16 protein-coding genes are annotated in these 20,472 nt (G+C 59.8%); 10 read left to right on the top strand and 6 right to left on the bottom strand.

Annotation, left to right across the window (positions count from 1 at the left end; genetic code table 11):
• From DN745_RS05115 to DN745_RS05145, 7 genes are all read left to right on the top strand, one after another.
• Complete coding sequence (locus DN745_RS05115; protein WP_111332732.1) at positions 1-1,557, top strand: MlaD family protein; 1,557 nt, start codon at positions 1-3, stop codon at positions 1,555-1,557.
• Between the two features lie 111 nt (positions 1,558-1,668).
• The gene (locus tag DN745_RS05120) at positions 1,669-3,645 is read left to right on the top strand and encodes a transglutaminase-like domain-containing protein (RefSeq protein ID WP_111332733.1); all 1,977 of its coding nucleotides are present in this window, start codon (positions 1,669-1,671) and stop codon (positions 3,643-3,645) included.
• Positions 3,646-3,715: 70 nt separating this feature from the next.
• Positions 3,716-5,962 carry a tetratricopeptide repeat protein gene (locus tag DN745_RS05125; protein ID WP_111332735.1) on the top strand — a complete coding sequence of 749 codons (2,247 nt, stop codon included), beginning with the start codon at positions 3,716-3,718 and terminating at the stop codon, positions 5,960-5,962.
• Positions 5,963-6,256: 294 nt separating this feature from the next.
• Positions 6,257-8,062 carry a translational GTPase TypA gene (gene typA / locus DN745_RS05130; RefSeq protein WP_111332736.1) on the top strand — a complete coding sequence of 602 codons (1,806 nt, stop codon included), beginning with the start codon at positions 6,257-6,259 and terminating at the stop codon, positions 8,060-8,062.
• 232 nt (positions 8,063-8,294) lie between these two features.
• Entirely contained in the window at positions 8,295-8,933 is a 639-nt protein-coding gene (locus tag DN745_RS05135) for an L-threonylcarbamoyladenylate synthase (RefSeq protein ID WP_162687467.1), read from the top strand.
• A gap of 95 nt (positions 8,934-9,028) precedes the next feature.
• Positions 9,029-9,604, top strand: coding sequence for a hypothetical protein (locus DN745_RS05140; RefSeq protein WP_133622092.1), 576 nt, complete (start codon positions 9,029-9,031; stop codon positions 9,602-9,604).
• Between the two features lie 73 nt (positions 9,605-9,677).
• On the top strand, positions 9,678-10,127 hold the full coding sequence (locus DN745_RS05145) for a YaiI/YqxD family protein (RefSeq protein WP_111332741.1): 450 nt from the start codon (positions 9,678-9,680) through the stop codon (positions 10,125-10,127).
• On the opposite strand, the gene DN745_RS05150 is transcribed toward DN745_RS05145, so the two are convergent.
• The 4 genes from DN745_RS05150 to DN745_RS05165 form a co-directional block, all read right to left on the bottom strand.
• Complete coding sequence (locus DN745_RS05150) at positions 10,108-11,100, bottom strand: glutathione S-transferase family protein (protein WP_111337548.1); 993 nt, start codon at positions 11,098-11,100, stop codon at positions 10,108-10,110. The two genes, DN745_RS05145 and DN745_RS05150, sit on opposite strands and share 20 nt — an antisense overlap.
• Positions 11,101-11,215: 115 nt before the next feature.
• Positions 11,216-11,899, bottom strand: coding sequence for a TetR/AcrR family transcriptional regulator (locus DN745_RS05155; RefSeq protein ID WP_111332743.1), 684 nt, complete (start codon positions 11,897-11,899; stop codon positions 11,216-11,218).
• Between the two features lie 72 nt (positions 11,900-11,971).
• On the bottom strand, positions 11,972-12,988 hold the full coding sequence (locus DN745_RS05160) for an L-threonylcarbamoyladenylate synthase (protein ID WP_162687468.1): 1,017 nt from the start codon (positions 12,986-12,988) through the stop codon (positions 11,972-11,974).
• Entirely contained in the window at positions 12,985-14,016 is a 1,032-nt protein-coding gene (locus DN745_RS05165; protein ID WP_111332746.1) for an HAD family hydrolase, read from the bottom strand. Before DN745_RS05165 ends, DN745_RS05160 begins: the two co-directional genes overlap by 4 nt.
• A gap of 212 nt (positions 14,017-14,228) precedes the next feature.
• On the opposite strand from DN745_RS05165, the gene DN745_RS05170 reads away from it, so the two are divergent.
• From DN745_RS05170 to lipB, 3 genes are all read left to right on the top strand, one after another.
• Positions 14,229-14,501 carry a type B 50S ribosomal protein L31 gene (locus DN745_RS05170; protein WP_111332748.1) on the top strand — a complete coding sequence of 91 codons (273 nt, stop codon included), beginning with the start codon at positions 14,229-14,231 and terminating at the stop codon, positions 14,499-14,501.
• A gap of 684 nt (positions 14,502-15,185) precedes the next feature.
• Positions 15,186-16,964 (top strand): HTH domain-containing protein, encoded by a 1,779-nt coding sequence (locus DN745_RS05175; RefSeq protein WP_111332749.1) that lies wholly within the window; start codon positions 15,186-15,188, stop codon positions 16,962-16,964.
• Positions 16,961-17,692 carry a lipoyl(octanoyl) transferase LipB gene (lipB, locus tag DN745_RS05180; RefSeq protein ID WP_111332751.1) on the top strand — a complete coding sequence of 244 codons (732 nt, stop codon included), beginning with the start codon at positions 16,961-16,963 and terminating at the stop codon, positions 17,690-17,692. The genes DN745_RS05175 and lipB overlap by 4 nt, the downstream gene beginning before the upstream one ends.
• Before the next feature lie 837 nt (positions 17,693-18,529).
• Here lipB and DN745_RS19220 read toward each other — a convergent pair.
• Both DN745_RS19220 and DN745_RS05185 read right to left on the bottom strand, forming a co-directional pair.
• Entirely contained in the window at positions 18,530-19,015 is a 486-nt protein-coding gene (locus DN745_RS19220; RefSeq protein WP_133622091.1) for a hypothetical protein, read from the bottom strand.
• Complete coding sequence (locus DN745_RS05185) at positions 18,990-20,354, bottom strand: hypothetical protein (RefSeq protein ID WP_111332752.1); 1,365 nt, start codon at positions 20,352-20,354, stop codon at positions 18,990-18,992. Before DN745_RS05185 ends, DN745_RS19220 begins: the two co-directional genes overlap by 26 nt.
• Between the last annotated feature and the right edge of the window lie 118 nt (positions 20,355-20,472).

A 20,472-nucleotide genomic window follows, 5' to 3' on the forward strand; every position in this document is an offset into this window, starting at 1 on the left:
ATGAAACTGGAAAATATTATAACGCCTTTTAAGGTCGGCTTGTTGGTGATCGCCGCGACGCTGGGCACGATTTTTATGATCGTGCAATTTACCAGCGGCGTGGCCATGAACGAGGACGACCGCTATCAGGTCTACGCCTATTTCGACGATGTCACGGGTCTGGCGGTGCGCTCGCGCGTGGTCATGTCGGGCATCCCGGTGGGCTATATCAAGTCGATTCGCCTGGAGAATCAAAAGGCGCGCGTCGACATTATGGTCGACGAGAGCCTGGAGCTGCACGAGGGCGTCAAGAAGCCGGACGGCTGGAATAAGAACGGCGCCACGGTTGCCCGCAAGCAAGCCAGCCTGATCGGCGACTATTATCTCGAGCTGTCGCCCGGCACCCAGGGGCCCCCTCTAAAAGACGGCGACCAGATTGAAAATGTCGTCACCGCGGTGGGCCCCGAAGAGTTGATGGAGAACTTCAACACCATCACCAAGGATATTCAGAAGGTGACCGAGTCGCTGGCCGAGGTCTTCGGCGGCGATAAGGGCGCGGCTCGCATTGATCAGATGGTCGCGGACCTTCAGGAAGTCTTAAGTACGGTTCGCGTTTTCGTCGAAACCAATAGTGATAGCCTCGGGCGCATCGTGACCAACGCCGAGATGACCTCGGCGGAGGTGCGTCAATTCGCGGCCGTCGGCACCGAGTTGATGGAGTCGATGATCCGCGACGCCCGCGCCGTGGTTCAGGAGGTGAAGTTCATCATCGGGCAGTCCTCCGGCGATCTCCAGGCCGGACTCGGCACGCTTCAGGGCACCCTGTCGAGGCTGCAATCCACCCTCGACTCGCTCAACTATAGTCTCCAAAACGTTCAGGATATCACCGACAAGGTCAACGAAGGGGAGGGCACCGTCGGTAAGCTCATCAACGACCCGTCCATCGCGGATCGCACCGACCGAATCCTGGCCGACGCCGAGGAGTACGTCGACAGCCTTGCGCGCCTCAAGACCATCGTGGAGCTTCGCTCGGCGTATTATGTCAAGAACGCGCGCTTCAAGAATACGGTGGGCCTGAAGTTGCAGCCGGCGCTTGATAAATATTATCTGATTCAGCTGGTCGACGACTTTAGGGGCACCACCCGTGTGGTGCGCGACGACGTCAACACCACGCAGTCGGGCAGCCAGGACCCGCTCTACCGCGAGACGCGCGTCACCACGACCGACGAGTTTAAGTTCAGCGCGCAGCTCGCGCGCGGCTGGGAGATCTCGCCGTCGATGATGTTATTCGGGCGTTTCGGCATCATGGAGAGCTCCGGCGGCCTGGGCGCCGACCTCTATTTGACCGAGGGCTATGACTTCAAGATTGCCACCGACCTCTTTGACTTTGGCCGCAATACGAACCCCCGATTTAGAGCGCGCGCCACCTACGAATTCTTCGAGTTCGCCTATATTATGGGCGGCGTCGATGACGTCTTTAACGGCGACCAGCGCGACTACTATTTCGGAATCGGGCTTGAGTTTAATGACGAAGACCTCAAGGCGCTGATCTCAACGACCGGCGTCCCCACGCCCTGAGTGGGCGACGAGCCGGGCTTGATTTAATCGGCATGAAGGTCGGACTAAAAGGACGCAAACGCGCGTTAAAAACGACGCGCCGCCTTGCTGCCTCACCACCCGGGATCTTCCATGCGTTTTCACCGCCACATTAAAATCACTCGCCGCGCCGCGACTCGCGGGGCGGCGTTGCTGTGTCTGGTGCTGCTCGGCGCAGGCGGGGTCGCCGGGGCGAGTAAGCCCGGGTGGGCGCAGCAGAGCGGGGCGGGCGATGCGAGTGCTTCGTCGACGCGTCGCGATTCGCGGCGCGTTTTGCATGAGTATTTCGACCCGTGGAGCGTCAATCTCAGCGGCCAAACATCGGTCGGTGGTAGCGGAGCTTCCGCAGACGCCGCCAGCAGCGCGTTCATCGGGATGCCCGGGCAGCCGCCCGGGTTGTCGCTGGAGCCGGCCACCGATGAGATGATCCTGGGTAATCAGGGCCCGGTTGACGCCGGTAAAACCGCGACGCCCTGGGGGCCACTCGACCCGGGTTCGGGGGCGCCAAGTCGGCTTGATTCGGCGACCGACCGGGTGGACCAGCTTAATTATTGGGCTAATTTCGAGCCCAGCGTGGTGCCCTATAAGCGCGTCGTCGTGCAGAATCAGGTGCGCAGCGCCGATGGCCAATATTCCCTGCATCTGGCGCCGGGCCGCTATCGGAGCGTGGCGATTGAGGGCGGGGCCGAGCGGGGCAACGAGGACGTCTTCTGGGGCTCCTTCTTGCTGCGCGCGCGCGCCGGCGAGCGCCACCCCATCCCGAGCGTCGCTCCGCAACAGCGCATCCTGTCGGTGCAGGCCGCGCCGATGGTGGGGCTGCGGGTGGAGCGCGATGAGGCCGATAATTTCTATATCGTTCCGGCCAGCGATGGGTTGCTTCGCGTCAATATGAAGCTCGCCGTGCCTCGGGTGTATTTCGACGGTGAGCTCAGCGCGACGACCACTTGGCGCGAGTTCTCCCAGGCCGCCCAGGCGCGCGACGCTCGGTTGTCGCCGCATATCAAAGATGTCGCCGCCAATGTCCTTAAGCTCAACGGGGCGTCGCACCAGATGGCGCCGCGTGACGCGCTCTTTGCGCTTATCGAGTATTATCGTGACTTTGAGGCGCGCCCCTTTCCCGAATCCCTGGCCAAAGATGACCTTTATACGGCTATCTCGGCGGCTCAGATTGGCGTCTGCCGGCACCGCAGCCTCGCGTTCGTGATCTCGGCGCGCGCGCTCGGGATTCCGGCCCGCTATATCTATAACGAGGCGCACGCCTTCGTTGAGATTTACTGGCCGAAGTTGGGGTGGCGGCGCGTTGATCTGGGCGGCGCGGCCGAGCAGCTCGACTATAGCGGCCGCCGCGGCGGGGGCGTGCATCAGGCGGCCCCCGACGCGCTGCCGCAACCGCCGAATTATATCTCGGAGTTGGAGCGGATGGGCGCCGATATTCCGGGCTATCAGAGCGATGAGTCCGGCGACACGAGTGACGCCCAGGTCGCGGCGAACGGGCTCGACGCGCCCGATGCCGAGGAGCAATTCGCTGAAGACTCGGTCGGCGCGACCGATCAGGGCGAAGCCTTGAGCGGCGAGGTTGAACCCGGCACGACTGCTGCCGAAGATGATGCTCTCGCCGCGGCTTCGGAATTGATGCAGGATCGCGGCGAGTTGCCGACGGACGAGGCGCCGGCAATGAATGCTGAGGAGCACGCGCAGGATATATCCGACCAGACGGAACACGCTGGCGCCTCGGCGCCCCCCGAACCCGAGGCCGACCCGCGCCAGGCGGTTCGCATCGACGTCGTCGCGAGCAACCCGGAGATCTTTCGAGGCACCGCGCTTCAGCTCAACGGCAGTATCTTCAGCCTGCAGGGGCGCGCTATATCGCGCGCGTTGCTCAAGGTTTATCTGGGGCCGCTCGGCGCCGATTCCACCGATGGCCTGGTGTTATTGGGCGAAATCGAGAGCGACGCCGGCGGTCGGTTTTCCGGGCAATTTCCCATCGCCGAGGATATTTCGATCGGGCGCTGGTCGGTGATCTTGCGCTACGACGGCAGTGATAAATATTTGCCCGCGCAGGTTGATTGACGTTCGGGCCGGTTGCTCTAAAATAATCGAGTTCTCTCATTGCCAAATCCCTCGACTTTGGACGCGCATCATGTCGGAAATCGACGAGTTAGAAGCCACATCCGCCGCTGCAACCCCCTCCGAGCCCGTCGAGGAGGTCGTGGATTTCGCCGAGCTTAAGGCCGACGTCGCCGCCCTGATTGAATCAGGCGAGGTCGACGCAGCGATTCAGCGTCTCCAAACCGCCGGCGAGCAGCCGGACTCCACGCGTTATCTCGATGATAATATCTGGCTCTATCAGCAGCTCGCTGAACTTTGCCAGGCGTTTGACCGCGAGCCGGACGCGCTCGTGGCATATGAGCGCGCGTATTCGCTGGACCCGCGAAACCTCGCGGTTCTCCAGCCCTATGCGCGTCTTCTGATGCAAGAGAAGAAGTCGGGCGTGGCGGCGGAGGTGCTTCGCGCGCTGCTGGTCCATCATAAGACTGAGCTCGACGCGGCCGCGCTGGTCTGGGTCTACCGCAGCCTTGGCGCGCATTATGAAGAGAATGGGGAGCTAGAAAAGTCCCGTCACGCATACGAAAAGGCGCTGCTCCAGGACGCCGAAGACGCGCGCTCGCTCACCGGTCTATTGCGGGTGGTCGGCGCCGTGGGTGAACCCGGCGATGTCATCGAGGTGCGCCGCAAGCTGATCAAATCGCTCGACGACGCCTCCGCGCGCTCGATGGCCCTGGTGGCGATGGGCGATGATTGGAAGAAGACATTTAACGACGCCTGGCGCGCCCTGGATACCTACGAGGAGGCGCTTGAGGAAGACCCGACGAATACCCGGGCGCTGGAGTCGATCGCGAAGGTCGCGCGCGAAATCGGCGATTGGCGTCGGCTTAGCCGGGCGTATTTCACCTTGCATCGCCTCGCCGAGACGCCCCAGGAAAAGGCTAATTGGCTGATCGAATCGAGCACGGTCGCCCGCCAGGAGTTGTGGGAGCCCGAGAAGGCGTTGGCCGGCTTCCGCATGGCCTTGGAGCTCGACCCCACGCGCCTCGACGCGTTCAAGGTGGTCACGGCGCTGCTCGTTGACGCGAAGGATTGGGAGGGGCTCGAGGTCGCATATTTGCAATTGATCGCGGCCAATCAGGAGATCGAAGAGCCCGACCAAAAGCTGCTCATCGTGTTGTGGCAAAAGCTCGGCGACCTCTATCTCAATCACCTCGAGCGCCCCGGCGAAGCCCTCACCGCCTACACGCAGGCCTCGGAGCTGTTCCCGCATAGCTATGAGCTCCACGAAAGGGTCGTTGAGTTGGCCGAGGTGAACGCCGAGCACGCGGACCTGGCGCTGAGCCATCTGCACGCGATGAATGAGCTGGACCCCTCCAAGATCGAGACCTATGAGCGTATCGGGCGGGTGTTGCTGCGCCGAAAAGAGGTCGACGCGGCCTATCTCTATTTGCGGACCTATCAATTTTTGGGAGGACAGCTCGGCGACAAGGCCGCGACATTTGTCGAGCGCCTGAATTCGCCGATGGTTCGGGTCGCCAAGCGCCCGTTGAGCATGGATTTGCTCAAGCGCTTTGTATTTTCGACCAAGATGCCCGGCGATGTGTCGCGCGTCTTCGGCACGATCAAACCCGCGCTGACCGAATGGGTCGGCGAGAGCCGCAGCAAATACGACCTTAAGCGCCGCGACCGCGTGAAGTTAAACGACCCGCTCGCCTTCAATAACCTCTATCGCCAGATCGGCGCGTCCTTGGGCTATACCGAGCTGCCGGAGTTATGGCGAAAAGCCGACCAGCCCGGGCTTATCAACGGCGCGTTGGTCCCCGAGGGGATGATCGTGGGCGACGAGTTGCTGGGCAGCGGGCGCGAAAAACATATCGCGTTCAGCGTGGGTAAACAGCTCTTCTTATTCCTCGCGCCGTTTTATCTTGCGGCGATTCGCCCGCTGTCGGATATGCAGACCTTCTTCTTGCTCGCGGCGGTGCTGGTGAAGCCGGAGTTGGACTTCGAGAAGGACGAGGCGAGTAAGCAGGTGATCAAGCAGCTCACCAAGAATGTGCGCGGCGAGGATCTCAAGCGCCTGGAGCACGCGGTCAATAAGGTGCTGGCGACCCAGGGCGACATCGACGTGGCGACCTGGGTTGAGTCGGTCGAGGACACCGCCAACCGCGTCGGCTTTATCTATTGCGATGACCTGGAGGTCGCCCGAGACTACCTTGAGAACGAGCCGCAGCGATTCAGCGCGCGCACAGTCGAGCAGCGAATGGAGTCGCTGGCGGCCTACGCGGTGAGCCCGCGATACCGGACGTTGCGCCGCGAACTGAACCTCACCGTGGATTGATTAGGTTGTTGATTTTGCAGGGAAATTTGCTGTGATTTATTGCCGGGACGCTCACGCGTCCCGGTATTTTTTTTGCAAAAACGAATAAAATCACCCGCATGCAGGTTGACTTGCCGGCATTTAATCCCCTAATGCCATCAACTCTGTGAGTAGGGTCCTCGATTTGTCGAAGTCTGCACGTTAGATTTTCTACCATTTCTCAGACCGTGCTCGATGACCTTCAATCGATTTGGCCTCCATGAATGGCCCCCGGACGCGATTTAGTCGTGTGCGTAACAAATTGGACCCGGCAGTATGAAAGATATTCGTAATATCGCAATCGTGGCTCACGTTGACCACGGAAAGACGACAATGATCGACCAGATGCTTCGTCAGTCAGGCACGATCCAAGCGCATCGTGAAATGGCGGAGCGTGCGATGGACAGCAACCAGCTCGAGCAAGAGCGTGGGATTACCATCGTGTCGAAGTGTACCGCAGTTATCTATAAAGGCACCGAGATTAACATCGTCGACACCCCTGGCCATGCCGATTTCGGCGGCGAGGTTGAGCGCGTGCTCAAGATGGTCGACTCGGTCCTGCTCGTCGTCGACGCGTTTGAGGGCCCGATGCCCCAGACCAAATTCGTGCTTCGTCGCTCGCTGGCGCTCGGCCATCAGCCGATCGTCGTCATCAACAAGATCGACCGGCCGAACGCGCGCCCCGACGAAGTGCTCGACGAGGTCTTCGACCTCTTCGTGGACCTGGGCGCCAACGACGACCAGCTTGAGTTCCCGGTGGTCTACGCCTCCGGTCGTGACGGCTACGCCATGCTGGACCCCAATGAGGAGTCCGACGATATGACGCCGCTCTTCGACGCGATTCTTCGGGAGATTAAACCCCCGGGAGACGACCCCGAAGCGCCGCTGAAGATGCAGGTGGCGACCCTTAACTACGACGACTATATGGGGCGCGTCGCCATCGGTCGTGTTTTCGCCGGCCGCATGCGCGTGGGCGATAAAGTTGTCCTGGTTCGCCGCGATGGCACCAAGAGCAACGCAAAAATTACGAAACTCTTCTCCTTCGTCGGCCTGGAAAAGGTCGAGACCGAGATGATCGAAGCCGGCGACCTGTGCGCCGTCACCGGCATGGACGACATCCTCCCCGGCGAGACCATCTGCGACCCGGATCACCCGGTGTCGATGGATATGATCGAGATTGGCGAGCCGACGCTGTCGATGATCCTGATGGTCAACACCAGCCCGTTCGCCGGCCAAGAGGGTAAATTCCTCACCAGCCGTCAGATCCGCGAGCGTCTGGACCGCGAGCTTGAGCATAACGTGGCGCTTCGCGTCGAAGACACCGACCGTCCGGAGGCCTTCAAGGTCTCGGGTCGTGGTGAGTTGCACCTGTCGGTTCTGCTTGAGCAGATGCGCCGCGAAGGCTTCGAGATGCAGGTCTCGCAGCCCGAGGTTATCGTGCGCGTCGACGAGAATGGCAAAAAGACCGAGCCGCTCGAAGAGGTCGTCATCGAGGCACCCTCCGAGTACGCCGGCACCGTCATTCGCAAGATGCAGGAGCGAAAGGGCGAGATGACGCATATGATGCAGAACTCCGACGGCACGCAGCGCGTCGAGTTCCTCATCCCGTCGCGCGCCTTGATCGGCTATCGCACCGAGTTCCTGACCGACACCCGCGGCGCGGGCATCATGCACACGAACTTCCATTCCTACGGCGAGTATCGCGGGGATATCGAGCGTCGTCGCGGTGGTGCGATGGTCGCGCTTGAGCAGGGCGCAACGACCGCCTACTCGCTCTTCAGCTTGCAGGATCGTGGCACCATGTTCGTCGGCCCGGGCGAGACCGTCTACGGCGGCCAGGTCATCGGCGAGAATAACCGTGAGAACGAGCTGGTCATCAACCCCACCAAGGGCAAGAAACTCAGCAATATGCGTTCCTCGGGGACCGATGAAGCGTTGACGCTGGCTCCGCCGGTTCGCTTCTCCCTGGAGAAGGCCATCGAGTTCATCAGTGAAGACGAGTATGTGGAGATCACGCCGGAGTCGATTCGACTTCGCAAGAGCGTGTTGCACCACGGAAAGCGCAAAGCTAGTTCGCGATAAGCGAGCGGTAGCCTGAGCTGAATAGACCGGCGAGCGCCTCAGGTGCTCGTCGGTTTTTTTTGTAATGAACTCAGTTGCTTAGGGGGAGGGTGTGGGCCGGCGTCGCGCGAAATCGGGCCTGCCGGGGCCAAAGCCTATGGTAATTGGGGGGCGAAAGCCTATACTTGGGCTATTAGGCGAGGCGCGAAGAAGTGCTCGCCTATTGGACACTCTAACTCAGGTATATCCACGTATGAAGACCATCAAATCCGAGCCGAACTCCAGTCTGAAATCACAGGTCGACGAAGTCGTCGACGTCCTCAATGATGGCGGCGTTGTCTGCATGCCATGTGGTGGCTCTTATCGTTTACTGGCCGACCTCTATAATGAGCAGGCCGTGATGAATATGATGCAGGCGAAGCGGCGGATCGCCACGGCGCCTTCGCTGGTTTTTGTCGCCGAAGAGAAGATGCTCGAGCAGGCGGCGGCGGACGTGGACGCGAGCGCGCGTCCCTTGATGGATAAATTGTGGCCGGGGCCGCTGACGATTCGGTTTAACGCGTCGCGCGAGATTCCCAAGAAGGTACGAAAGATTCTGACGAAGGCGACCGGAAAGGTCGGCATCCGCGTGCCCGACGAGCAATTGCTGCGCCAGGTGGTCAAGGCGCTGGGACGCCCGGTGTTGGTGTCGAGCGCGAATAAGGAGAAGAAGCACGGCTCGGCGTCGCCGGCCCAGATCCGCAATACGTTTTTTGGGCGAATCTCGCTGTTTATTGACGCCGGCGACCTGCCCGAGGCGCCGAGTTCAACGGTGATCGAGGTCAAGAACGGAAAGATTAAAGTGCTGCGCGAGGGCAATATGTCGCTGGAACAGATTAAAGCGGCGCTATAGGGTTAGAGACCTCGCAGAGTCGGGCGTCGCGCCGGTCGCGGCGCCCCGTGGCGCGCATGGATGGCACTTAACTATTGAAGTTCGACCTGGCGAAGATGGATACGACACAATTTTTCGAACAAGCCAATGACGTTGTGGGCTCACTCTTTAGTGGCGGCTCGCGCTATCAGATCGAGAAAGTCGTCACGGTCGTTGTCTACGTGGTCATCTCGGCGGCGAGCCTGGTCTGGGCGTTCAGCGGCGAGGGGGCGGCGAACCAATTGGACGCCAGCTTCGTGGTCGGTCAGCTCAGCGAGATCGACGACCAGAATCTTCATCTCATCAATAATGGCAAAGACTGGAGCACCGTGCGGGTGGTGCTGAATAAAAAATATCTCTGGACCGCGCCCGCGGTGAAGGCGAATAGTCAGGTCACGTTAAACCCCGAGGATTTCAATTATTATTATCATATCCCGCGCTCCTGGGGCCGCCAGGGGTGGGAGAAGTTAGCGACGACCGAGAAATTGCCGGCGGGTGCGCCCGGTACGCTGAAGATTAAAGAAGTGGGTATCTGGGCGCGAGAAGGCCGCTCGGATATGAAGATTGGGTTGGACGGCAAGCCGGTGCCCGCGGGCGGCGCGAAGGCAGAGCGTCCGGCGAGCGCGGAGCGGGAGGCGGCTGAGTCGCCCTGAACCCGACGTTTGTTTTCTACTAAAGTGCGTGTTCCGATTTCGGGCACGCATTTCCAGTTTTAAGGAGGAAAATATGACCATCTGGGTGGACGCAGATTCGGCGCCAAACGCGGTCACGGCCATCTTGGTGCGCGCCTCATTGGCCCGCGAGGTCGACGTGGTGCTGGTGGCCAATCGTTGGATCCAAAAGCCGAAGTCCCTGCGCGTCTCCGTGGTCACGGTGGGCGCGGGCGACGATGTCGCCGACGATTATATCGTGGAGCAATGTGGCCCGGGAGATATGGTCATCACCTTCGACATACCGCTGGCGGCGCGGGCGGTGGAGCAGGGCGCGCGGGTGGTGACGCCGCATGGGGTGGAGCTCGACGCGTCGAATGTGCGTGAGCGGCTGAGCAAGCGCGACTTCGCCGAGCAATTGCGCAGCATGGGCATCGAGACCGGCGGCCCCGACGCCTTTAATAACGCCCATAAGGAAGCCTTCGCCAATGCCCTGGACCGCTGGCTCACCGCCCAGGGCAAATAGACGCAGATAACTCGAAACGGTCGCGGTCGTGGGGGGCGTCATAGTCGATGACGAATCCGCGCGCGATGATTCCGGTGGGGTTCACGGTCGGGTGGCTGCAATAATAGTGATGCTTGATATGGCGCAGGTTGACCGTCTCGGCGACATGCGGCGTCTGGTAGATATCGAGCAAATAATTCCACAGGTTGGGGTATTCCGAGAGCCGGCGGATATTGCATTTGAAATGGGTCGAGTAGACCGGTTCAAAGCGCACCAGGGTCGTGAATAGGCAGATGTCGGCCTCGGTGAGGCGCGCGCCGCACAGGTAGCGCTGTTTGGAGAGGTGCTCATCCCAATAGTCGAGCGCCTCGAAGACCTCGGTCACGGCCTCGTCGTAGGCTTCCTGCGAGGAGGCGAAGCCTGCGCGGTACACACCGTTATTGATGGGGGTGTAGATGGCATCGGTGATGCGGTCGATCTCGGCGCTCAGGTCGCTCGGGTAGAGGTCGAATTCGCGGGTGGCCAGCGCGCTGAATTGAGTGCTCATCATGCGCAGAATATCGCGCGACTCGTTATTGACGATCGTGTTGGTCTTCTTGTCCCAGAGCACGGGCACGGTGACGCGACCGGTATAATTGGGGTCGGACTTGGCATAGACCTCACGCAGATAGCGCGTGCCGTTGGCGAAGTCTTCGGTGGCGTCGGGGTCGTCGCCGGGCAGAAACTCCCAGCCATCATCGGCCATCAGCCAATGCACCACCGAGACCGAGATGACGTCCTCCAGGCCGAGCAGCGCACGCGCGATCAGGGTGCGGTGCGCCCAGGGGCAGGCCAGCGAGACATAGAGGTGATAGCGCCCGGCTTCCACGGGGAAGTCGGTGGAACCATCGGCGCGAATTTGGCCGTCAAAGACGGTGTCTTCGCGAATGAAATGGCCCTTGGTGTCGGCTGAATACCACTCGGTGCTCCACTTGCCATCGATCATTTTACCCATAAATTTTCCCTCTCTTTTATTATGTTCTGAATCAATATCCTCCGGCGAAGCATGCGCGTTCCGACGCGGATGCAGGGTAGAGCCGGTGCTCCAACCCGCCATTAAGGCCGATTTATCAGCGCTCGTGCCGGTCAAACTCGCCGAGCAAAAACGTCTCGACAAGGTCGATATAGAACGCTTCCGAGCGCGCGCGCCCATCACGGCTGCCAAGGCCCGGCTCGCCCAACCAACTCGGTTTGGTGCGGCCAGTCATATGCCAGGTGGTGAAGGAGGCGATGATAAATGAGACGAACGCTCGGGTGTCGATTTCGCGGATGATACCACGCTCCGAAAGATCATCGAAGATGCTGGCGATGGTCGTGATGGCCACCGATTGCAGGGAGTCTTCCAGCGGAATGATCTCGCTGGAATCTTCGAGGATGCGATAGAGCGCCAGGCGGATAAAGCTGAGGTTGGAGGCGACGAATTCGTGCATTTCAACGATGAAGTCATCCAATACATCTCGCAGCTCAGCCCGCGAGTCGACGCGGCGCAGTCGCATCAGTAAAGGATTGAGGACCGCCAAAAATTCCAGGTGTCCCAGGCGATAGACCTCGGCGAAGAGCCCGGCCTTGTCGCCGAAGTGATAGAGGAGGGTGGCCGCGTCGATCTCGGCGGCCTGGGCGATCTGGCGCACCGAGGTCGCTTCGTAGCCGGTGTCGGCGAAGAAGCGCGTGGCTTCGGTCAGGATGCGGGTGCGGGTGGCGCGGCCATTGGCGCGGGTGTTTCGTCTGGACTTTTTTTTAGGGGGTTGGGTCATTTCGGAACTTCTCAGAAATTAAAATAATACGAGGATTTGCGCCGCCAACGACTAATGAAGCCGCGTCATGGGTCAGTCTTGGGCGCGCTCCAGGCGGTCGTGGATCGCGCGCCAGCGGTCGTCATCCGGCGGACGTTGCACGATAATGGTTCCGAATTGCTCCGCGTCAAGCTCGTGCAGGGCGGCGTAGAGGTTTCGCGCGTAGAGCAGTGGGTCGCGCCCGAGCACCCGGACCGCGCCGGCAAGCGAGGTTGTCAGGGCGTCGGCAGGGTCCACCAGGATGCAGGCGCAGTCGGGCGGGTTGGGCATCTGTTGGAGCAGGGAGGACGGCTGCCCGACGATCTTGAGCGCGGCGCGCGGCGAATAATGTTTGCGCGCTAGTCCGGGGGATGGGCGGTTTTCTGGGCCCACCAAGAAGGTCGGCGCGGCGTAGCAGACGTCGGGGGCAACCTCGGCAATCTGGGCCAGAGTAATCATCCCGGGGCGTAGAATTTGCGGTGGGCTGTCGATCAGCGAGAGCACCGTGGATTCAAGCCCCACCGATGTCGGGCCGGCGTCGATCACAAAGTCAATCGCGTCGCCCAGGCCGTCTAAGACATGGGCCGCGGTGGTGGGCGAAACCTCGGTATAGCGGTTGGCGCTGGGAGCAGCGATGGGGACGCCGGCCTGGCGAATTAAGGCGCGGGCGACCGGGTGCGCGGGCATGCGAACCGCGACGGTGTCGAGCCCGGCGCTGACCAAATCCGCGACCGATTCGTGGCGCTTTAAGATGAGCGTCAACGCGCCGGGCCAGAAGGTTTTGGCGAGTTCTTGGGCCAGGGGTGGGAAGTCGGCGACGACCCGGTGGATGTCTTCGAGATCGGCGATATGCACGATCAGCGGGTTATTGGACGGGCGTCCCTTGGCCACAAAGATCTTGGCGACCGCGGCGTCTTCGAGGGCGTTGGCGCCCAGGCCATAAACGGTGTCGGTGGGGAAGGCCGCCAGATGCCCGGCGGCGAGCGCGCGCGCCGGAGCGGCGAGGGCGGTGGGATCGGGCAGGGCGGCGTCGACTTCGACAAGCGTCGCGCGATAGGCGTCTTTGTTCACGGGCGTTCTCCCGAGGGTTCGCTTTGCTGAAAGGGTAAAATATCGGAGTGAGTGAGCAGCTCCTGGGGTTGCATCGCCCAGCCGCGCGCCTTCGCTTCGCGTTGAAGCTCGGGTTCTCCGCGGTCGATGAGGACGGCGAGCTCAGAGGCGTCGGCGAGCATCTCAAAATCGGTGGTGGTGTCGCCGAAGGCCAGGGCGGGGCGGCGCCCGATCTCCTGGCGGATGATGTCGACCTTGCCCTGGCGGTATAGGACCGGCAGGCAGGTCGTGGAGCTGAGCCGATCCTCGGCGCTCTGGCAGAGTTGCAGGGGCTCATCGACGCCGGATTGGCGATAGATTTGATTGCCCAGCACGCGCTCCGGCGGCACGCCGAAGCTATATTCGGCGAAGACCTCCACGGTCCATCGGTTGGTCGCCGACACGATCCAGACGTCGAATCCGGCGCGCTCCAGCGCGGGGATAAGCTTTCGCATCTCCTGGTGGACCCGAATGCCGCGGCTGATGGACACCTGATCGCCGCGCGGGCTCTGGCGGATTTCGACGCCGATCGGCGTGCGGAGCTCGCGCTTCATCGCCGCCAGGCTCAAGCGATAGATCTCGGCCGGGGTCATGCCGACGTGCAGGCGCACGGCCCACTCATAGCAGGGCGAGGGGCCTTCGCGGCGGTATTTGCGGGTATAAACGGCGCCCATCTCGGCGAGGTATTCGCGGTAGAGCGGCGAGGTCGCGCGCTCGGCGGGGGCGAGTTTGCGAACCGCGTCGACCAGGGTGCGAATGCGATCGCGGCCGTCTCGCGGGTCGATCAGCGCCCAGAACTCGTCGAGATCGAAGTGGTAGGCGACCTCGTCGACTAAATAATGCGAAAATAATTCGCCGATATCGCCGAAGATGCAGGTCTGGTCGAAGTCGAAGACCGCGACGGGCCGCTCGGTGGCGTCGCGTAAACTACGCTCGACGGCGTCACGTATTTTCGTATATACGGTCGGCGTCCAGCCATCTTGATCGATTTCAAAAAGTTTGGATTGCATAGTGACGGGCTGTTAATTAACGGTGCGGTGACGAAGAAGCGCGGGTCGAACGATATTCGACCACCGTGTCCTACATGGCCACCGCGCCCATGGGCAACCGGGAAATCTCGGGGCCTTGAAATTGGCGCATAAATTCGCTATCAGTCCTCGCCTTGAACGGTTAGGTTCAAATTAAGCTATCCATTATTGACCCACATATAAAAGGATTAAACATGAAGCCTGAAACACATCCCGAGTATCGCCCCGTCATTTTCAAAGACGGCGAGCACGAAATCATGACGCGTTCGACCATGACCGGCAAAGAGACCCGCGAAGTCGACGGCGTCGAGTACCAGGTCATCCCGGTGGACATCAGCGCGTTCTCGCACCCCTTCTACACCGGTAAGCAGAAATTGGTCGACACCGAAGGTCGTGTTGATCGCTTCATGAAGCGCTACAACCTCAAAGCCGCTGACGCGGACAAAGGTGAAGAAAAAGAGGGTTAATTCTCTCGGCCTGCCGCCGACGGACGGTATCTGAGAGGATATCGACCGAAGGCGGCCGCGGTGCGGATGCTGGTAGAGAGCATTCGCATCGCCCCGGGCTTTTGCTGAAAAGATTTTAAATAGGAATGGAATCCCGGCGCTTTCGGTTATCACGTAGGAAGCGCAGCGTACCTGCTAGAGGTGGGCGCGCCAGGGCTGAGCTCGCTGACCCGCGGTCTTATTCGACTGATTTGCTTCCCAAGATGAAGCCATCGGTCTGAGAAAGAGCCGCGAGATCGTCAGTAATCTTAAATTCCATTCACGAAGACCGTAGCAAAAATTTATGCAGGACGCGCCAAGACGGCGTGAAGAACATTTTCATTCATTATTCGAGGACTTTCAGCTCCTCTGTGCCGAATCGACGACGTCGCCCGAGAGGACTCGGTCGGCGGCGGGTTTCGGCAGTGAATCGACGAGTAAGCGCGAAGCGCGACTGCGTCGAGGGTACGCCAGCTTGCTGGTCAGACACGACCGTTTTTTTTGCCTATGAATCAGACATTCCAAATGGGTTCCCCGAGACGCATATCTCCGGGGGGGGACGGTTTAGACGACGCGATCGAAAAGGTCGCGGGCGTGCCGTTTCATCTGAATTTCTGGGCGTGGTTGCGGAGCTGATGGGTCCTCATTCCTTAGAGGAGCCTGAGCATGACATTTTTTGAAGCCGCAATTGAAGTCCTTAGACAAGCAGGACGCCCCCTCCATTATAAAAAGATCGCCGAATTCGCGATGCGCGACGACTTGCTTTCGCATATGGGCAAGAATCCCGACGCGACCATGGCTCAGCGCCTTACCCAGGAGATCAAAAGCCAGGGTGAGTCGGTGATCGTGGAGACCCGTCCGGGCGTTTATGGCCTGCGCGAGAGCGAGGTCGAGCGGATCAACGAAGAGGCTGAGCAACGACTTAAACGCGAAGAAGCCCGTCGTAAGCGCCGCGAAGAGGCCAAGGGCCAGGAAATTGAGGGCGACGAGGACGAAGAGAAGTCGGAAGACGAGCAGCCCAAGCGTCGTCGCAACCGCCGGCGCTCCAATCGATCGAAGAAATCCTCGGGGAGCTCGTCTTCGCGCAAGTCTTCGTCGCGCGGCAGCTCGGTGAGCGATGAGTCCTCGGATGATGACGCCTCGGAGAAGAAATCATCGCGCCGTAAATCATCGCGCCGTAAATCCTCGCGCCGAAAGTCCTCGCGCAGCCGCTCGTCGAAGTCCGAGCCCAACGGCAACGCGATTCCGGTCGACGCCGAGAATATCTCCGACGAAAAGCTCGACACCATCGTCAACGGCAATCTGATCACCGACTCGGCGCCGGCCGCCAGCGGCGGTCGCCGCCGTGCACGTGGCGCGGCCCGGCGTCAATTGCCCAAGCCCAGCATTTCGAAGCGTCGTTCGACCGCGAAGAAGAGCGTCACGCCTGTTGAAGAGGCCGCGCCGGTCGCGGACGTCGTCGCAGAGACGCCCGAGAAAACCTCGAAGCGCTCCAGCGACTCGACCTCGAGCGTGCGCGAATCGGGCCGCAAGCGCAGCCGCAGCCGTCGCTCCGCCCGCTCCTCGAAGTCGCAGAGCACGCGTTCGCAGAGCTCGCGTTCGCAGAAGCGCTCCGAGAGCGCGCCGCAATCGGCGCCCGCCAGCACCCGTCACCTGAAGAGCGGCCCGGTCCGCCTCGATGGTATCGCGCAGGCTGCCTATACCGTGCTGCAGGACGGCGAAAAACGCGCCTATAAGATCGCTGATTTGGCCGACGAGATTTTCGAGCGCAAGCTCGTGAAATTCCACACCCATGACGCCTCGGCCACCGTGCAGGCCGCGCTGGCGAACGACAATCAAATTCGCCAAAAGCGCGGGCATCGTCCGCTCTTTAGCCTGAATAGTGACTCCAAATGGGGGCTGTCCGAGTGGGGCCTGCCGGCCGCCGCGATTCAGAAAGAGCAGACCATCCTGAGCCTGTCCGAAGAGATTCGCCAGGCGACGCTTGGCGACCTCGGCGAGGCGTTGCTGGGCGTGAAGAACGAGGCGCTTGAGCATATCGCGCTGACGCTCTTGGAGCGCTTGAGCTACCAGAATATCAAGGTCTCCAAGCGCTCCTCCAGCGGCGACGTCTACTTCACCGCGGACTGGCGCCAGGGCCTGTCGGATGTGCGCGTATGCATCCAGGTCACGCTGGAGGCGGCCGATGAATTGGGCGCCGACGCGGTCACCGCGATTCGCGAAACCCTGCACCATTATTCGGCCGCAGAGGGTGTGATTATTCACCTCGGTGAGATCACCCGCGATGCGATCAACGAGAGCCGTCAGGACGCCAAGGCGCCGATTACCTTGATCGACCGCAAGACCTTCGTTGAGCTTCTCATTCGTCACGGCATCGGCGTCCAAACCTACACGACCCCGATTCTGATGGTGGATACCGAGTTTATCGAAACCCTGAAGTCATGAGCAAACGCCTCGAGATCATCCGCCTTGGGGTCGTCCCATACGGCCAGGCGCTCGCGCTGCAGATGAAGCTGCGCGAGCGCCTCAAGGCGCAGCGCGATGAGGACCTCGTCGGTTATCTCATCGCGCTTGAGCACCCTCCGACCGTCACGCTGGGAAAACGCGGCAGCTTCGAAGACCTCGTCAATCACGCCTGGCTCCATGCCAACGGCGTTGAGGTCTTTAAGATCGACCGCGGCGGCGAGGCGACCTTTCACGAACCCGGACAATTAGTGGTCTACCCCATCCTGCGCCTCAGCGCGCTGGGGAAGGGCGTCGTCGACGTGATTCGTGGCATGGCAGCGTGCCTGGGTGAGTCGGTGGCAGAATATGGCAAGGTCGCGGCCTATGACCTCGAGCACCCCGGCCTGTGGACTCAGGACGAGACCCCGTCGCGCAAACTCGCCAGCGTCGGCATGCGCGTGCAGTCCGGCGTGACGACCCACGGCGTGGCCATGAATCTGGTGAACCAGATGATCGGGTTTTCGATGATCGTGGTGTGCGGCATGCCGAATACGCCGATGGCCAGGCTATGCGATTATTTAGACGATGACCTCGATTTCGACACGTTTCGGGATGATTTTCTGGCGCGATTCGGCGCGTTTTTGGAGGTGAATTGCGTGGACGGTAAGCTTGAATTACCGCCCCCAGAAGATTGGGTGCTTCCGGACCAGGAGTGGTCGAAGGCGTAGATTAGAGCTAACACAGGACGATCTCGTAGCACGCCGGAGGCTCATGATTGGTCACAAATATACCGTGCCAACCGACCGCCGCGTGGGGCGAAGGCCCCACGCTCTTGTAGGGCTTTGGTCCGCAATTCGGGCTAAGGCCCGGCGGACCTTTTGATGATCGCGATTTAGACCAACCGGCCCCCACGCATTGGCGTGGAATGAGGCTGAGAGCCCTGCAAGAGCCCCAGGGCTAGCCCTGGGGTGGTGGACGATCGGACAGAATCTGGATTGCATACCGAGGTGTGACCAATTATGAGCGCTGGACCGTATCGGAACAATGCGGTTAGGCGTGGCGAGAACTTTAAGCCGGTCGGTGACTATTCCAAGGGTTTGCGGATTCGTGATTTCAACTAAAACGAGCCGACGCCAGACCATCACTTGGCGACTCCAGGAAGTCCCTGACAGTCAACGGCGTAGAACTCCAGGGTAAACCCTCCATCACGAAATTTGATTGAATTTCTCGTGATTTCCTGAAGCTGAAAAACTTGGGATCGCTTCTCAGGATTCATTACAATTTGATTATCTTCAATTGCATATATCCGCTTGCTTGGACCATCAACACTGCCGTCGTGATGCACGGAATAGGTCAAGTAGCTACCATCTGAACGAAAGTCGCAATAGTCTATGGGTGGAGTGTTTGACATGTCGTCAAATATGGGTGGACAATACTTCCACTGGCCCACAATGGCGGAGTCCAAAGAGGCCGAAGTATCCAAGTTCCGCTTTGTACACGTCACCAATGGTTCATCGGAAAACCCACAACCTTGAACTAAACAGCAGTACAAAATTATAAGATGATTAAAATATTTCATCGGTTATTTCTCCTGGTGATGTTCTCGGGGCTTTTTGAAGTGTTTTTGAACAGCCGTTGGTCTCGGTTGCAATATGTGTATATGCGTAAAAATCCTGTTCGCTTAACCGGTCAAATCTCGCACACTCGCCGCGGTTCAATATTTGGGAACGAAGTTCCGAAATACGTGTGGGAAGAGAAATATTTACGGTTGGGTAGATGCGTAAATTTGCCGCCGAATTTTCTATAAATATATATCCAAGACCGAAAGTATCTCCGTTATTTTCACGCACACCCATCGCTAAACGGCGATTCTTTTTAATATCCCTATGTGCAGTGTCTTTTGCGAGCAAAACGATTTTCTTAATTAAACCTTCATTGGTTTCGAGTTCTAGTTTGCGATATGAGCCAGAGTAGGGATAGGTCGTCAGGGCGTGGATCTCGTATTGGGTGTGAATCTCATATTGATCACGCCGCCTGAGCTGCTGGCTCAACGCACCGCTTAAAGCTCGGCATCATCACCTGCATCGCGTCCTCCCATCTGGCGTCCGTCGCCAAGCTTCGCAGCGTCAAAATGGACTGTCCTCCACGGGGCTTCCAGCGCTGCCCGTTTCGCTTCATTCCCGTCTGCACCAGTTGTTTACAGCAGGCCTCGACGTGTCCGCTGCCGATGGGATGGCCTTTGGCGCGCGCCTCGGCATAGTTCATTTGGGCCTTGTGATTCGCAATGTAGGTCAACGCCTGGTGGACCGGTTTTTGCCCGCCGACCTCGAGGTTCACAGCTCGCCAGCGTTTGATCGTTCGCTCTATATTCTCAATGGCATTCGGTGTGTTGAGCAATTCGGTTTTCCATTTGGCCAATAGTTCCTTCGCCTTTTTCGACGTGGAGCGCTTATTGCAAAACGCAGTGAGGGCGGCCGAGAGCTTTTCGACAACGTGATAATAGTCGATATAGCGCGCCGCTTCGGGATAATCGGCATCGAGGATGTTGCATAATTCGGCCGCCCCATCGCTTAAGGTGACGACCTCTAAATCCTCTCGGCGCCCGCCAATCGCCGCCACATGCCACTTCATCTGCTCGCGTAAAATATGGGCACCTTCGCCCGGCATACGCCCGTATCGAAGCGTTTTAAGTGGCTCGCCTGTGCCGTCGTAAAGAGTCAGCGTGCCGCAATACGCCATGCGCCAGTTCAGCTTCTGCTCTTCATCGATCAGCAGGCTCACTCGGTCGATGGACACCGCGAGTCGGGCGGCCGCATCGGGTATTTTAAAAGCTTGAATCGTGGCCTCTTCGTGCTGATCCCGGTCCGCTTCCCAGCGCGCCCCAAGGGTGCGCGCGACGCGCTTAAAGCTATTAAAGGAGTACGCCATTGCTCCCAATTTTTGGGCGACTTTTGAGGCCGCGCGCTCGGGAAGTTCCTGGGCGATATAGGCCATCGCCTCGGCGCAGCCGGGTGTCCACTTTTTGTGCACCATCCCGACCTTCGCCTCCAGTGGGCAGACAATCGCGCCGTTGTGCTCGCCGCTGGGACGATAGACATGGCGCGCCAGCCGAACCTCGCCGCGCTGTGTGTGGTAGGTTTTTTCGACGGGTTTGCTCATCCGATAATGACACGCCCCATCGACATTAATAAGTGATGCGTCGAGGTCATAGCCGAGTAACCATCGGCCGATTGCCTCAGCTCCGAGCCGGTCGCCCACGCGGGCAATCTTTAGCTCGGTAATCCTTGGTTCCTCGCTGCTTCGAGCCTGGATGACCGTCTCGATCAGGTCTTCGAAAAACGGCTGAAGTTGCTTGCGAATCTCGTCTCGTTCATGCGATTGTTGGACCATGGGGCGCCTCCTTGGCAGTAACTGAGTTCTTGGTCGAAAACAGTTTTGCCATAGACGGCGCTCCTTTTTCAATTCAACCGGCGGCGACTACGCGTTCAGGCCTTGATAAATACGAGAT

This window comes from Bradymonas sediminis, from assembly GCF_003258315.1.
In the GTDB taxonomy this organism is placed as follows: Bacteria; Myxococcota_A; Bradymonadia; order Bradymonadales; family Bradymonadaceae; genus Bradymonas; species Bradymonas sediminis.